At 62.9% G+C, this 17,179-nt stretch carries 3 protein-coding genes; all 3 read left to right on the top strand.

Annotated elements, in window-relative coordinates:
- The first annotated feature begins 26 nt into the window (after window positions 1-26).
- The 3 genes from OKA05_RS14975 to OKA05_RS14965 all read left to right on the top strand — a co-directional run bounded on the left by OKA05_RS14975 (window position 27) and on the right by OKA05_RS14965 (window position 17,014).
- Window positions 27-2,072, top strand: a complete 2,046-nt coding sequence (locus OKA05_RS14975) for a beta-N-acetylhexosaminidase (RefSeq protein ID WP_264487975.1) — start codon at window positions 27-29, stop codon at window positions 2,070-2,072.
- A 383-nt stretch (window positions 2,073-2,455) separates the two neighbouring features.
- Window positions 2,456-8,101: a beta strand repeat-containing protein gene (locus tag OKA05_RS14970; protein ID WP_264487974.1), complete on the top strand. Its 5,646-nt coding sequence runs from the start codon at window positions 2,456-2,458 to the stop codon at window positions 8,099-8,101.
- A 417-nt stretch (window positions 8,102-8,518) separates the two neighbouring features.
- Window positions 8,519-17,014, top strand: a complete 8,496-nt coding sequence (locus OKA05_RS14965; protein ID WP_264487973.1) for a Calx-beta domain-containing protein — start codon at window positions 8,519-8,521, stop codon at window positions 17,012-17,014.
- Window positions 17,015-17,179: the final 165 nt, after the last annotated feature.

Here is a 17,179-nt window from a genome sequence, read left to right as displayed (position 1 = left end):
CGATGTCCCTCCGAATGTTTCACTCCATGAAATGGCACCCACTCATCCACCTGCTTGCTCTCCTCTCCGCCGCCGTTGCGGCACCGAATCCGTCGCCATTGGTGGTACCCGCGGTCCACGAATGGACTGGCGGTGAGGGCACCTTGGAGGTCGAGACGGCCCGTATCCTCGTCGATGCCAGCCATCAGGCATCATTGGCTGGAGTTGCCGCCGTTCTCCAAAGTGATCTCGCCACTCTGCGTGGCGGACCCATCGGCATTGAAATCTCCGACAAGCCAGCCGCCGGGGCCGTTTTCCTCACGTTGACCAAGCCGGACGCCGCACGCCCCGCAGACTTTCACCGTCTTGAGATCGATGAAAGCGTGCGCCTCTCCGCCAGCACCCCTACCGGCGTCTTTTACGCTACCCGCACGTTGCTGCAAATGGTGGCCCGATCCCCAGACGGCATGCTGCCCCGAGGCACCGTCACGGACTGGCCGGATTCGCGCGGCCGCATGCTGATGCTCGACGTGGCGCGCAAGCCGTTCCCGATCCCGGTGCTCAAGGACTACATCCGCATGATGGCTTGGTACAAGATGAACGAGCTCCACCTGCACTTCACCGACGAGTCCCGCGGTGACCGCTATCCGGCCTTCCGCATCGAGTCGAAGAAGTTCCCCGGCCTGCACAGCAAGGACCTGTTCTACACCTGGGAGGAATTGCGCGAGCTACAGGACTTCGCCGCCGCGCGTGGCATGACCATCACTCCGGAAATCGACATGCCCGGTCACGCCAGGCCTCTCACCGTCTATTGGCCGGAACTCAAACACCCGAAACTCGGCGAATCCAATCTCGACATTACTAACCCCAAGACCGCCGAGACCATGAAGGCGCTGCTCGACGAGATGATCCCGTTGTTCGATGCGCCGGATTTCCACATCGGCACGGACGAATACCGCATGGGAGGCTTGGCCAAGGAAGAGCAGGCGATCGCCGGCGAAGCCTTCCGCAAGTTCATCAACGAGATGAACGCCCATGTGCGGTCCAAAGGAAAAAATTGCCGCATCTGGTCCGGCTGGTCTCACATGCCCGGCACCACCGAACCGGATCCGTCTGTCGTGATCGACATCTGGCTTGGCACCAATGGCAAGGAACTCATCGGCAAGGGCCACAAGGTCATCCACTCGTCGGACCAGCGCACCTACCTCGTGCCCGGAGCGGGCTACTACGGGGTCAATCTGCCCGCCATCTACGCCAATTGGCATCCGTGGGTATTCGGCGGTGCCGACAAGAATCTGGACAGATACGATCCGAATCTCCTCGGTGGAAAGCTTCACGTCTGGATGGACATGGGTCCCGCCGGTTACACCATGACCGAGATCGCCGAAGCCACCCTCCCCAGCATCCAGGCCTTCGCCGAAAAAATGTGGGGCACCAAGGGCTCCAAGGACCATGCGGAGTTCCAGACCCGCGCGGCAGCGACGTTGCCGGTGCCCGGCGTGTCGGTCTTCGAGCGCATGTCCGGTGGCTGCCGCGAAAAGGACGTGTTCTATTCCAGGCCTGCCGAGACGACTCTCAAGGACGTCAACAGCACCGTCTATCTCCCGTGGTCCGTTGCCTCCCGCGCCGACCTCGAATATCCTTGGACGCTGACGATGGAAGTCCGCAAGACCGCCGAAACCGGCAAGCGCGGCGTGATCCTCGGTTCGGACCTCGTAGAGATTTGTTCCGACTTCAAACGCACGGACACGAAGAAAACCAAAGGCCCTGACGGCAAGCCGGTGGTCGAAAAAATCCCGCGCCATGGCATCGGTCTGATCCGGGCATCCGGTGCCTTTGGCAAGGATCCCGCCGATTCGGTCAAGGCACTCGAGGCATCGGCCGCCGTTTACAGCGACGCTCTCCCGCTCAACGAATGGGTGAAGATCACCGTGGTGGCCGAGGCGACCAAGACGGCCGTTTTTCTCAACGACGTCAAAACCGGCGAGAGCAAACACCAGATGGTCTGCCCGCTCCGCCATCTCGGGAGCAAGACCGGCAACTCCTTCGTGGGCCAGATCCGCAATCTGAAGGTGGAGTCAACGGCCCGGTAAAATCTCATGCGCCGCGGCCCACCGGCCTCGCGGCTTCCCAACTGACAATAGGGTGCCACGCGCGTTGGCAGCCCCAAGCCTTGCCGCGCCCTCGCGGCCCCATTCGGAACCCTGCGGGCCACTCCGGAAAGTCCACAAATCAAGCATCATAGTGCATAGACTTCCGATTGGTGGATCTGGCATCTTCCATCCTCCAATGCAGGCTCCAGCTTTTGTTAGAGACTCTGGACATGACCTCACACCGTGCGGGTCGGTGCCCGCAAAGCCACGCCGCGCTGGGGCATTCTCCCAAAGCTCACGTCTCCCGCAGGGTTTGAGAACGTGAGCCGCATTCTCCTCATGGTTCCACCCATATCCCGTCAGTAGAACCCAAGAAAACCCGTATGAAAAAGACCCAGTGGTTGAGCTTGTTCGCCGCAGGAGGAATGATCGGTGCGATCTTCCTTCTGAAAGACGGCGATCAACCCAGCGAAGCAACAACCCATCCGAAGGAATCCCCGGTACCGCGCCCGGCCCGGGAACTCGTTTCAAGTGAAACGCCGGAATCCACACCGGCCGACGCGGAACCGATGAAGCCGGTGCTTCAAGCCGGCTCGCACCAGCACACCGCAGAGTGCCTCCATGAGCATGGCGAGCATTCCAGCGCCGGCGGCAATGAGGTAAAGCCCGTCCATCAGGACCTTGAGCCGGACTTTCTGGACCGCATCGTTTCTGGAAAGTCCGTCGCCTTCGATCTCCCCGACGGCCGCAAGGCGACGGGCACCGTGGACCTGATCCAACACGATGCTGAAGGCGTCCTGTTCGTCCAGGGCCGCCTCGATAAACCGGCCGCGGGGTCCTATTTCTTCCAACGCCAAACCATCGCAGGAGTGGCCGGATCGCTGGTCGGCAACATCCGTTTCGACGCCGGCAAGGACGCGTGGAAGGTTCTGCCAGAGGCTCCGAACGGGGCCCCGCGCCTCGTCGCCAGCACCGTGGATGATGTGGTATGCGCGAACTACGCCGCGATGCCGGCACCGCCCGCGGCGGCCGAAGACGCGGAGCAAGCGGAGGAAGGCGACGCGCAACACGCGCCGCAGACTCATCCGACCAACGTCACCATCCCCTCGTATCAGAACGGCGTCATTCCCCTGCAGAGCCTGCCGGACGCTACCGGTGTCGTCTATCTCGACTTCGACGGCGAAAAGGGACCGTTCTCGGGCTGGGGAAATTTCGACGCCGCCCATTCCGGAGCCAATAACTCCCAAATCTACGATGTCTGGAAAATGGTCGCGGAGGATTTCCAAGGCTTCAACCTCAACGTGACCACCGACCGAAAGGTATTCGACTCGGCTCCGCAGGGCCGCCGCGTTCATTGCATGGTCACGCCCACTACCACCGCCGCTCCAGGTGCGGGTGGCGTGGCCTTCATCGGATCCTACAACTGGGGCGGCGATACTGTGTGCTGGGCTTTCTACACCACCGGCAAGTCGGCGGTTGAAGTCATCTCCCACGAGGTCGGGCACACCCTCAATCTCGGCCACGACGGGCGGACCAGTCCCCAGGAAGGCTACTATGGCGGCCACGGAAGTGGCGCTACTGCTTGGGCACCGATCATGGGCGTCGGCTACTACGCCAACCTCTCCCAATGGTCGAAGGGCGAGTATGCCAACGCCAACAACCTGCAGGATGACCTCGCGGTGATCGTCAACAACAACGACGTCGACTACCGCGCGGACGACCGGGGCAACACCCTCGCCACCGCTAGCTACCTCGAGATCGCGTCCAACAATTCGGTTTCCAACGAAGGGATCATCGAGAGCACCGGCGACGTGGACGCGTTCCGCTTCGTCACCAGCGGTGGCCAGACGACGCTCAACGTCAACACCGTCGGCCTAAATCCCAATCTGGACATCCTCGCGGAGCTCGTCAACGCCGCCACCGGTGTAGTGGTAACTTCTAACAATCCGGACCTTGGCATTGACGCCACCGTCACCTCCAACCTGCCGGCCGGCGAGTATCTACTGCGCGTGAGCGGCACCGGCCGCGGCAATCCTTTGACCGACGGCTATACGAACTACGGCAGCCTCGGTGCCTACCTCGTTTCCGGCTCGGTCGCCGGGGGCATGAAGCCCGACCGCTTCTCCATCGCTGAGAACAGCACCAACGGAACTTCGGTCGGCACCGTGGTGCCCCGCAACAATCACGGCGGCGCCACGCTCACTTACGCCATCGCTTCCGGCAACGGCGCGGGTGCCTTCGCGATCAACAGCGGCAGCGGCCTCATCACCGTGGCAAACGGTTCTCCACTCGACTACGAGGCGCTCTCCCTTCGCTGGGATGACCCGGCCAGCATAGAGCTGTTTGTGAACATCACCAATGCCTCGAACCCGTCCTTGAATGAAACCGTGCGCGTCGTGGTCAGCGCCACGGATGTTAACGAAGCCCACAGCATCGCCGGCACCTCCAACGCCTCGGTCTACCGCAACGCCATCGCCGGGACACTGGTGGCGGACTTCTCGACCGAGGGTGAGGATCAGTTCGACAGCATCACCTGGTCCATCACCTCGGGCAATGGCGGCGGTGCCTTCGCCCTTTCGTCGAACGGCAGACTGACCGTGGCGAATTCCGCTGCACTGGCCGCACAGGGCAACCATGTCCTGCAAATCACTGCGACGGACAGCGGCCCGCTGGCTCCCGTCATCACGGATAATCACACCGTTACCATCGGCACCTTGCTCTGGAATCCCGGCAATACCCTGGTCGTCAAGAATTGGACCCAGGAAGCGGGAGTGACGGCGAGCCAGTCCTCGACCTACAGCACGGGTGTCGCCTCAAGAGCCATCGATGGCAATGTGGACGGGAACTGGGGCAACGGAAGCGTTTCCCATACCGACACCGGCACTAACAGTTGGTGGGAAGTGAATCTGGGCGCCGATCGCCTCATCGGCTCGGTCGAGCTCTTCAATCGCACCGACGGAGCCGTCACGCGGCTTTCCAATTTCAGGGTCTCCGTGCTCAACGCCTCCCATGTGGAAGTCGCCGGCCAAGACTTCTATCCGGGCAGCGGCTCGGTGGGCGCCAGCGAACTATGGACCTTGGCCTCCACAGTGACCGGCCGCTATGTGCGGGTGCAATTCCTTGGCAGCAACAATGACGGCAACGGCTACCTGTCCCTGGCGGAGGTCATCGTCGCCGCGCCGCTTCCGCCCAATCTCGCCGTGGGTGATCCCAACTGGGCACGGGAAGCAGGAGCGACGGCGAGCCAGTCCTCGGTTCTGAGCGGGGGGGCCGCCTCACGGGCCATCGATGGCAACATTGACGGGAACTGGGGCAACGGAAGCGTCACTCATACCAACACCGGCAGCAACAGTTGGTGGGAAGTCGATCTCGGGGCCGACCGCGTCGTCGGCTCGGTGCACCTCTACAACCGCACCGATGGGGCGGGCACCCGGCTTTCCAACTTCAGGGTGTCGGTGCTCGACTCCAGCCGCGTGGAGCTCGCAGGCCAAAACTACTATCAGGGGACCGATTTTGTCGGCACCAGCGAGCTGTGGACCCTTCCTAGCGCCGTGACCGGCCGACATGTCCGGGTCCAGTTCCTAGGAAGCAACAACGATGGCAATGGCTACCTGAGCCTCGCCGAGGTTCGGGTCTTCTCCACCAGTACGCCGAGCGAGCCGCTTGCAACGCAATCCACCACCTACCAGACGGGAGTCGCTTCCCGCGCGATCGATGGCAACACGAATGGCACCTACTCCAATGGGAGCGTCACCCACACCGACGGCTCCACGAACGGTTGGTGGCAAGTGAATCTCGGAACGCTGCAGAACATTGATCAAATCGTTCTCTACAACCGGACGGATCTTCCTCAACGGCTTTCCAACTTCAAGGTGAGCCTCTGGAATGGAAGCACGGAGGTTTATAGCAGCACCCACTTCACCGCGCCCGGCACCTGGGCATCGAACGTGTTCAGCCTGTCTCAAATCGAAGGCATGGTTGCGGACCGCGTGAGGGTTGAGCTTCTCGGCAACAACAACAACGGAGACAAGTTCCTCTCATTGGCGGAAGTGCAGGTCTATGGAACTCCACCGACCAAAACCTGGGCCAATGCCGCAGGGGGATCGTGGATCAGCCCCGGCAACTGGAACGGCAACGGCGCTGCCAACGGTGCGGACAACACCGCCAACTTCGCCAGCCTGAACCTCACGGCCAATGCCACCGTCACGCTCGATGGCGCGCGCACCATCGGCCACCTGACCTTTGGCGACACCACTCCCAGCCACAACTGGGCCCTCAACACCGGCAGCGGTGGACCGCTCACGCTCGACGTCAGCTCGGGCAGTCCGCTGGTCACGGTCAACAACCAGACCGCCACCCTCGGAATGGTCGTCGCGGGAAATGACGGGTTCACCAAAGCCGGCTCCGGGACGCTGGTGCTCAATGCCACCAGCACCTACAGCGGCGGCACGAACATCAATGCGGGCACGCTTCAGGTCGGCAATGGCGGCACCACCGGGGCGCTTGGCACCGGCACCATCGTGAACAACGCCACCTTGGCCTATCTGTTCAGCAACGCGGGCTCGATCTCTCTGCCATCCGGCAGCGCCATCTCGGGCACGGGCAACCTCAGTGCGGGCGCCCGTGACATCAAGCTCAACGGCAGCATCACCCTGGGTGGCAGCCAGACCCTTGCCGAAAACGGTGGCGGGGGGCTCTATCAAGGGATCGAAGTCGCAACGTCCTCCACGCTCACGGCCTCGGCCATCACCCTGTCGGGCGATGTCGGCAAGCGAAGCAGCAACGGCAACAGCCTGGCCTTGGATACCAGTGCGGCGAACGGTCCGATCACGCTCAACGTGTCGCTGGGCCGCAACGGCGTCTGGTATGAGATGACCGCCTTCACCGCGAACGCGGGCACCGGTATCATCAACATCACCGGCTCCGGCCCCGCCTCCTCGGGCTGGAGGAATACCCCCGTGACCCTCACCGGCGCCATGAATATCACGTCCAACGTCAATGCCTTGAACTCGGTCACCCTCAATGCCACTGCCAACGGTGCCGCAGGGGGGGCCTTCTCGGGAAGCATGGCGCTGATCAAGCATGGCACCGGAACGCTCACGTTGTCCGGTGCGAACAGCTACACTGGTGCCACCACGGTCAGCGCGGGCACCTTGATCGTCACCGGATCCCTCGGCGCGACCACCACCACCGTCCAAAGCCAGGCCACCCTCGGTGGCACCGGCACCTTGGGCGGTGCCGTCACCGTGCAGAGCAGCGGCGCGCTCGTCCCGGGACTGAGTGGCATTGACATCGGCACGCTTACGCTCAGCAACAAGGCGCTCTCCCTGTCAGGCATCACCGCGATGCAGATTGCGCGCAATGGCAGCATGCTCTCCAACGACAAGGTCAGTGGCATCAGCACGGTGACCTACGGAGGCTGGCTGCTCATCACCGATGTGGGGGCGGACGCGCTACAGGCTGGCAACACGTTCCAGCTCTTCAGCGCCACCACCCGCACCGGCAGCTTCAGCAGCCTCACGCTGCCAGCCCTCGCCTCCGGCCTTGCGTGGGACACCAGTCGCCTCGCGGTTGACGGCAGCATCGTGGTTGCAACAAGCGGCGGAATCGTTGTCAGCCCCTACGCCACGTGGGCTGCGACCCACGGCCTCGACGGCTCCAGCAACGACACCGATTCCGATGGTGATGGCATCAACAACCTCCTCGAGTTCTATCTCAACGGGGACCCGCTGACTTCCGACAGCTCCACCCTCCCGGTCATGACGCTGGGTGCCACGCATGTGGTGTTTACCTTCCAGCGCCGCGACGATGCCGAGGCCCATGCCGGCACCGAGCTCATCCAGTGGGGATCGGACCTCTCCGGTTGGAGTGATGTCATTCTCGGTGCTTCCAGTTCCGAAGCCGACGCCGACGGCGTGTCGGTCGAAGTGAGCGAACACGATGATGCCCCGGATGACATCAAGGTATCGATTCCGCGCACTCTGGAGGCCGGCGGCAAGCTGTTCGCACGCCTCAAGGTCACCGAATGACTTTCGCGGAGCGACACGGGTGACCGGAGGTTGCCATTCCTCCGGTCACCCACTGCCCGCGTACCGAATCATCGATCGTCATCCCGCACTCAAAGACGGTCCTCACACCACTCGAAGGACCACGGGACCTAAAGCGAACACGAGGGCTTCGGATTGAAACAGGTTTGGTTTTGGTGATGCTCGGAAGGCTCGATCCACGATCGCGTTTGCCCCGCAAACCATCGCCCGCCGGACGGAAAAAAGGGAATTGCATAGGGATCTGTTAGAACTTCCGAAATCGTCGGATAGTCCATCATTTCGATCGGAAGATCCATGGATCCCGCGGTAATCCCTGTATTACAACTACTATTGGGTCGCGGGTTCTAACATGCCCGGTTGGAGCCGCCCGCTATCCACAAAACCCAAAAGAACCCATCAGTGAAAACCCCAAGAACCCTCCTCCTGCTCAGCGCAGCCATGCTGGGCGTGCTCACGGCCGTGATACTCTGGCTGTCGTCCGGTCATCGTGAACCGGCAAGCGCTCCGCCTGAATCCGCGATCGCCTCCACGACCGATCCCGCGCCCCCGTCTCTTGCAGGCGAGGAACCCATGGAGCCGTCCCCCACCCCGGAGGAAACGGGCTTCGTGACGCCGCGCCCCCAGCCGCGCGAACCGGATCTCTCGAAGCTCGCCGCCTTCGACGGCTGGATTGCCAAATGGAGGGATGCTGCGCCCGAAGAGCGCCAGCAGATGATGGATGAGGGAGCGCGGCTGGCCGCTGAGCGACGCGAGGAATTCAAAGCCCTCATCATCACCAATCCGCGGCAGGCGCTCCTGTCAGCGGTGGATCCGCTGGTCCGCCAGGAACTGCCGGAAGAAATCGTCGCACTTCTGGAAAAGCGGGTTTCCGCCACGGGTGACTACAACGTCTATATGTCGAACGGGAAGTACGGCGCTCCTCCGGTCGCTCGCTTCTTCGAAGCGAATGGAGTGAGTTATCAGGCCTACGTCTACGGAGGCATGGCGGACGTTCCCACACGCCCGCAGATCCCCTTGTATGGCGTGGCGGTGGACCGTCCCTTGGCGGTAGCCGAGAGCCCAGTCTACCGTTACAAGGTCGGCGAGAAGATTGCCAAGGGCACTGTGGTGGAATCGACCTGCCCGGTGTCGGGCAAGGAGACCGAAGTCGTGGCGCAAACGACGCCCGTGACGGAGGAGATGCCCACGGTCGAGGTGGGCGGCAAAGTGATCGGGCTTTGCGAAAGCGCTCACGTGGAGGTGCTGGATGACCAGTACCAAATGCTGATCATGGGAGCAGGGCCGGGTGGAGGCACTTCGATGGTCGAGGGCCTTCCCGGTTCATCCGCGAGGACGACCGGCAACTTCCGGGCGATCTACATCCGCACCACATTTCCAGACCAACTGGCGGCACCGTGCACGGAGGACCAGGCTGCCGATGACATGCGGGACGCCGCCCGCTACCTTCAGGAGACCTCCTTCGGCAAGTTGACCCTCACATCCACGGTCACCCCGGTAATCGTGCTGCCCCAGACGCGAGCGTGGTATGATCAGAAAGATGGGGATGCGGTCGACGGTGTCGATGTCCTCTCCGTGACACAGCAACAAGCGCGCGCCGCAGTCCTCAACCTGGGCTACGATTACACGCAATACGACATCGTCATTGTCCGGATCAATGGGGCGACCCAGGGTAGCTCGTGGGGAAGCCTCGGTGGCAGCAACGTCTGGCTCGATGAGAATGGCATGGGTGTGGCGTGTCACGAGATCGGTCACACGCTCGGGCTCGGGCATGCCAACTCCTGGAATACAACGGATGGCACCGCCTATGGCGACGGCAGCGTCCAGGAATACGGCAATCCCTTCGACGAAATGGGCGCCTCGTACGGCTTCAACCGCCACTACAATAGCATCAGCAAGCGCGTGCTCGGCTGGCTTCCGAGCAGCCATGTGCACCTTCCGACAGCCAATGGCGTTTACCGTATCCACGCCTATGACCAGCCGCGCCTGGAGACCGGAAAACAATACGGACTCAGCGTGAAGAAGGACAGCGTGCGCAGCTACAACATCGAGTATCACCCGCTCATGGGCGGACTGCTGGCGGATTCCGCGCTCGTTCTCTACAGCGGCGCCATCCGCGACCCAGACGGCAAGAACAGCAACGCCGGCTACTTGCTCGACACCACCCCCGGCACCACCGGCGGAAAAAACGACGGCGGCATCCAAGTCGGCCGCACTTATTCGGACAATGAAGCTGACATGCACTTCACGGTGTTGGCAACGAATGCGACGGATCCGCCATCGCTCGATATCGCCTTCAACCGCGGGCCTTTCCCGGGGAATGTCGCTCCCGTCACCACTTTGGCCGCCAGTGCCACCAATATCAGTGCGGGTGGCAGCGTCACCTTCACCGCCACCGCCAACGATGCCAACGGTGACGCGCTCGCCTATCACTGGCAGTTCGATGACGGGGTGACCGGGACCAGCAACGCGGTTTACACCCGCGTGTTCCCCAACGTTGCCCAGATGACGGCCATGCTGACCGTGTCCGACAGGAAGGGTGGCACGGCACGGCGTTCCGTCGTGATCAACGTCGGCGCGCATGGCAAGCAGGTCGTCGCCGGAACCATCACCGTGGACGGCACCCCCATTCCCGGTGTCCGTGTCAGCAACGGCACCAAGGAATGTTACACCAACTTCGACGGCACCTATTCGCTCGCGGGTCTTTCCACCGGCACGCACACGCTTAGCGCGAAGCTAGCTGGCTATACCTTTACGCCCTCGATCGCCAATCCCTATACCGTGGTCGCCGGAACCAACACCGTCAACTGGACGGCCACGGCTTTGACTGCCGTCACCTTGACCAAGATCGCCGATGCCACGGAAGGCGGCGCGGACGGAACATTCCGCCTCACCCGCAGCGGTGACACCACGGCCGCATTGACCGTGCTGGTCGCTCCGCCCGGTGGGACGGCCACCCTCACCACGGACTACACGTTGTCCCCGAATGTCACCGCAGCCGGTTCCTTTCGCAGCTTCACGATCCCCGCGGGGGCAGCATCCCTGGACATCACTGTTGATGCCTTGAACGACACGGCCGTGGAAGGTCCGGAAGCAATCACGATGCAGGTTGTTTCCGGAGACGGTCAATTCTCCGCTAGCGGCTATGTTTCCACCGCGGCGAATGCGGCGGAGATGACATTGGTGGACACGGACACGGCCCTGCCCCAGGTGGGAGTGACGGCTTCGGATGCTCACTCCACCGAAGGAGCGGGCGGAGACACCGGCAGGTTCACCTTCACCCGCACCGGCTCGACCGCCGCAGCGCTGAATCTCACCGTCGCGTGGAGTGGCACCGCCACCAATGGCACCGACCACACGACGCTGCCCGCGACGGTCACGATTCCCTCCGGCCAGAGTTTCATGGAGGTGACGGTCTCTCCGGTGAATGACAGTTTGATCGAAGGGCCGGAGGATGTGATTGCCACCATCGGCACCAACGCCACCTATGTCCTGGGCTCCACTATCACCGCCAAGGTTCTCGTCGCGGACGACGACACTCCGACAGTGACCCTTGTGACCCTGGACTCTTCCTCCGCCGAGGCAGGTCCGGATTCCGGCATGTTCCTTTTCACGCGCACGGGAAGCACCGCGGCACCGCTGCTGGTGTACTACTCCATCTCCGGCAGTGCCTATCTGGGTGCCGATTACGTCCCGCTCAGCGGACAGGTCCTCATTCCCGCCGGAGCCAGCAGTGCACAGGTAGCCCTCACGCCCTATGACGACGACGAGGGCGAAAGGGCGGAAACCGTGACGCTCGCGGTGAGTTCTTTTCCCGACGGATACAAGATCGGGCCAGACTCCACAGGCACGGTGACGATCGCGGACAACAATGATGTCCCCGTGGTTTCCGTGCGTGCCGGCACCGTCGCCGGCATCGAGGGCGGAGCCGGCCCCGCCGTGGTCTTCCATTCGACGGGAACCGGCAGTGGCACCATCACGTTGAATTACACGGTCTCAGGCACGGCGACGGCGGGTGTGGACTATACGGCTCTCACCGGTTCGATCAACGTGCCCGTGAATGGCTCGAATGAAACGGTTCTCTCGATTCCCCTCATCAGCGACACCCTTGCCGAACCGTCCGAAACGGTGAAGATCACGCTGACTCCCGGAACTGGCTATCGCATCGTCAACGATCCGTCCGCCGAGGCGATCATCCGCGACAATGACAGCGGGGAGCGGGTCCTGGTATCAGCCTACAACTCCGCGCCCACCGAGGCCGGGGCCGCCGGGAAGTTCTATATCTCCCGCGCGGGCACGGCGGGTAATCTCACGGTGAGCTACACCCTGTCCGGAACTGCCACCGATGGCAGCGACTACACGGGACTTACCGGCTCCGCCGTGATCCCGGATACCGAAAGAGGGGTGGTTGTCGCCTTCACACCTGTCAATGACACGCTCGCGGAAGGCACGGAGACGGTGGTGCTCACGGTGGTGGCAGCGGCAGGCTATGGAGTGGATCGTCCCGGGTCGGCGTCGCTCTCGATTGCAGACAACGACGCCTTCCCCGTGAATGTGGGTTTCGAAGACCACACGCTGGTGACCAGTGAACAGCCCGGCGCGCTCGGGGAATACCGGGACATTGCGGTGGTGCTCTCGGCGGCCTCCGCTTCGACTGTCACGGTCACCTGCACCGGGGGATCGGGCAGCACCGCTTTGGGAGACGGTTGCGATTGGGCCTTCGTCGATGCCGCGAACGGCAATGCGGTCATTCCCTACGCCACGATCACGTTCGCGCCGGGCCAAACCACCCGCAACGTGCGGATCCGGATCAATCCAGATCCCTTTGATGAAGCGGAGGAACTCGCGGTGCTCGAACTGCGCTCGCCTGTGAACACCGTCATCGACACCCCGAACCGCAGGCATTCCATCACGATCTTTGATGACGCGGTTCCAGCGTCGCTCGTCACCGAGGAACGTTGGACCGGGGTCACGGTCTTCGACAGCAACACCTGGGATACCGTCGCCCCCACCTTCACCGGGACCCTGGGCTCGTTCACCCCCCCCCAGCACGTAGCGGATAGCTACTCGCGGCGGCTCACCGGCCTGATCACCGCGCCGGCCACGGGCACCTACACGTTCTGGATCTCCGGTGACGATGTCGCGCGTCTCTTCCTGAGCACCGACTCCACCGCGGCGAACAAAGCCTTGATCGCCCAGACCACCTCCCCTACCGCGTTTCAAGAGTGGGATGCGGATCCATCCCAGAAGTCCGCCAACGTCAACCTGGTGGCCGGACAGTCCTACTATCTGGAAGTCCAGCACAAGGAAGCCACGGGCGACGACCACGTCTCTGCCGCGTGGCAGGGTCCCGGCTTCAACCGTATCCCCGTCCGCTTCGACGACGCTGCTCCTCGCACAGTCGGCCTCTTGACCTCCTCGTCCCTGCGTTCCGAAGCGGACGGCTCCGAGCCGCTTCTGATGGCGGTGCTCGACCGCCCGGCAGGAACAACTCCGGTCACCGTGAACTACAACGTCAGCGGTGGTACCGCTACCAATGGCAGCGACTACACGCTGACGCCGGGCGCGCTGACCTTCGCGGGGGGAGAGCAGTTCAAGCTTATCCCGCTGTCGATCCTGACGGATGCCATCGTTGAGATCCCCGAGAGCATCGTGGTGTCCCTGTCGAGTCCATCCGGAGCCTCGCTCGGCGCGCCGGCCAGTCACACCATCACGCTGACCGACACCACGGACCTGCGCGCCTGGTGGAAGCTTGATGAAACCGAAGGCACCGTGGCCGCGGATGCCTCCGGCACCGGCAGCACCGGCACCCTGCTCAATGGCCCGGTCTGGGAAACGGGCTTCACGGACAATGCCCTCGCCTTGAACGGCACGAGCCAATCGGTGGAGGTCCAGCCCCTCAACCTAAACTCGAATACCGTCACCATTTCCGCCTGGGTGAAACGCGACGGCGATCAACCGGACTACACCGGCATCGCCTTCATGCGCGATGGAGCTGCCAGCGGCCTGACCTTCGGCACGGACAATGAACTTCGCTACCGGTGGAACAATGTGGTGGCCACCTATCAGTTCAATAGTGGGCTGACGGTTCCGGATAACACCTGGACGCTATGCACCGTGGTAGTCGAACCGACCAAGGCGACCTTCTACATGCAGCCTGCCGGAGGCACCCTGCAGACGGCGGTCAATACGGCCACCCATGCCTCGGTTCCCTTCGCCACAAAACTCTATCTCGGTCAGGACAGCTACGGCGGACGGTTCCTCAACGGCTCCTTGGACGACGTGCGGATCTACAAGCGGGCGCTCAACGCGGCGGCGGTGGGCGTCCTATATCAAGAAGGCCTTCCTCCGGCCGCACCACTCTTCACCAGCGACCCGATCTCGGGAGCAGGAGCCACCGAGGACGCCGCCTACAGCGCCATGCTGGCTGGCAGCGTCACCGATGTGAATTTCGGGGAACTGGCGTATTCGAAGGTCAGCGGCCCGGCCTGGCTCAGTGTTGCCAGCAGCGGCGCGCTCAGTGGATCACCGGGCAATGGTGAGGTCGGAGCGAATGCATTCACCGTCCGCGTCACCGACCCCACGGGCCTGACCGACTACGCGACTCTGAATATCACCGTAAACAACGTCAACGACACGCCGGCCTGGACGAACGCCATCATCACGAAGCCGGCGGCAAGCGAGGGCGTGGCCTATTCCGGCAGCTTGGCCGGCGACGCCGGGGACGATGACCTCATCCATGGCGACACGATTGAGTTCACCAAAACGAGCGGCCCCGCCTGGCTCGCCGTGGCTACGGACGGCACTCTCTCCGGCACGCCGACCTCCGGTGACCTGAGCGGTCTCCCCTTCACGGTGCAGGTGACCGATGTGGCGGACTCTTTCGCCACGGCAACGCTAAACATCAGCGTGAACGTAACCAACAACGACGGCGCCTGGACCAATGCCAACGGCGGTTCTTGGACCGTTCCCACGAACTGGAACGGAAGTATCATCGCCAAGGGCGCGGACAAGTCCGCGAACTTCGCCAACCTGAACCTGACCTCGAACGCGACCGTCACGCTCGATGGAGCGCGAACGATCGGCAACCTGAGCTTCGGCGATACGACGACTTCTCACGACTGGATCCTCAACACCGGCAGCGGCGGACCACTTACGCTCGACGTCACCGGTGGCAGTCCACTGGTGACGGTCAACAACCGGTCCACCACCATCGGTGCGGTCATTGCAGGCAATGACGGGCTCACCAAGGCCGGGGCGGGAACCCTGAATCTCGGTGGAGCCAACACCTACTCGGGCGGCACCACGGTGTCCGGCGGTACTCTGACCCTCTCCCACCTCGGCACCGCAGGTTCCGGGAACATCGCCCTCGGAAACGGCACCACTCTCCAGGTGGCCAGTTCCCTCAATGGCACCCTGACCAACACGAATACCCTGTCCGTGACCTCGGGGAACACCGCGACCCTGGAAATGACCAACTCCTCAAGCAATGCCAGCTTCGGGACGGGCGCTATCACGATTGGTGGCAAGTTGATCATCCAGCGTTCCGCAGGCGGCACCGCGACGAATACCTTCAGCGGTGACCTTCTCGGTGCAGGCACCCTGGAGCTTGGCAGCCCGAGCGCCGTTGGCTCCATCACCCCGTTCCGCCGCACGAACTTCAGCAGTGCCACGGCCTTCGACAACTTCACGGGAAGCGTCGCAATTCAAAGCGGCGCCAACTTGATCTTCGTCACGGGCGGCACGCTGACCAACAGCAACAACGTCTCGGTCAACTCCGGCGGCTACCTCACCTTGGTCGCGGGCAACACCCCGGCCATTGGTGACCTCACGGGCGACGGAACCATCGTCAAGAACTCGACGGGGAGTACGGCGACCATGAATGTCACCAGCGGAAACTTCACCGGCGTGATCGGATCCAGCGTCTTCAGCGTCACGGGCCCGACCTTGATCGCCTTGAACAAGACCGGCACCGGCACACTCACGCTGGGCGGCGCCAATGCCTACACCGGTGCCACGACGGTCAGTGGCGGGACGCTCAGTGTCACCGGCTCGCTCGCTGCTACCACGCTCATCGTAGAAAGCGGCGGCACGCTCGGTGGCACCGGCACCCTTGGCGGGGCAGTCACCGTGCAGAGCGGCGGCACCCTGGCCCCGGGCGTGAATGGCACGGGCACCCTCGCGCTGTCCAGCAAGGCACTCACCTTGTCCGGCACCACCGCGATGCAGATCGGGCGCACCGGCAGCACGCTCTCCACCGACAAGGTCAGCGGCATCACCACCGTCACCTATGGCGGCACGCTGCTGGTCACCAATGTCGGTGGGAACGCACTCCAAGTCGGCGATTCGTTCCAACTCTTCAGTGCGACCACCCGCACCGGCAGCTTCGCCACGATGACCCTGCAGCCCCCCGGCGCCGGCCTCGTCTGGAACACCAGCACCTTGGCGACAACCGGCACCATCTCGGTGGCAGTCGCGGGTGCCCTGGTAAATCCCTATCTCGCGTGGGCCAGTGCCCATGGCCTCGATGGTTCCCATGACGATCCCGACCACGATGGCACCGGCAACCTGCTCGAGTTCTACCTCGGCGGCAATCCCATGACTGCGGACGGCTCGATCCTCCCACTCACGACCGTGAATGCCACGCACGTGGTGCTCACCTTCAAGCGTCGCGATGATGCCGAGGCCCATGCCGGCACGGAGATGGTCCAGTGGGGATCGGATCTCACCGGCTGGACCGATGTTGTTGTCGGTGAGTCCAGCGCCGCACCCGACGCGAACGGTGTCGAGATCCAGGTGATCGAGAACGAGGCCGCGCCGGACGACATCACCGTGTCCATCCCGAGGGCCTTGGCAAGTGGCGGCAAGCTCTTCGCCCGGCTCAATATCACTGAATAGCTACCGACAGGGATCGGCACAGACTTCTGCGAGTCGACGACGTGTCGTCGACTCGCCATTTGATCCGAGCCTTTGAAAAGGCGTTGCTTCTTTGTCGGCCCAAGATTGTGGGGTTGCCTGCGCCATGCGCCTTCTTGAGTCGTTCGCTTTCGACGTCCTCCTTCA

The sequence above is a fragment of the Luteolibacter arcticus genome (assembly GCF_025950235.1).
In the GTDB taxonomy this organism is placed as follows: Bacteria; Verrucomicrobiota; Verrucomicrobiia; order Verrucomicrobiales; family Akkermansiaceae; genus Haloferula; species Haloferula arctica.
Note: the sequence above shows the minus strand (reverse complement) of the source record. Positions and strands in the feature narration are given on the sequence as shown.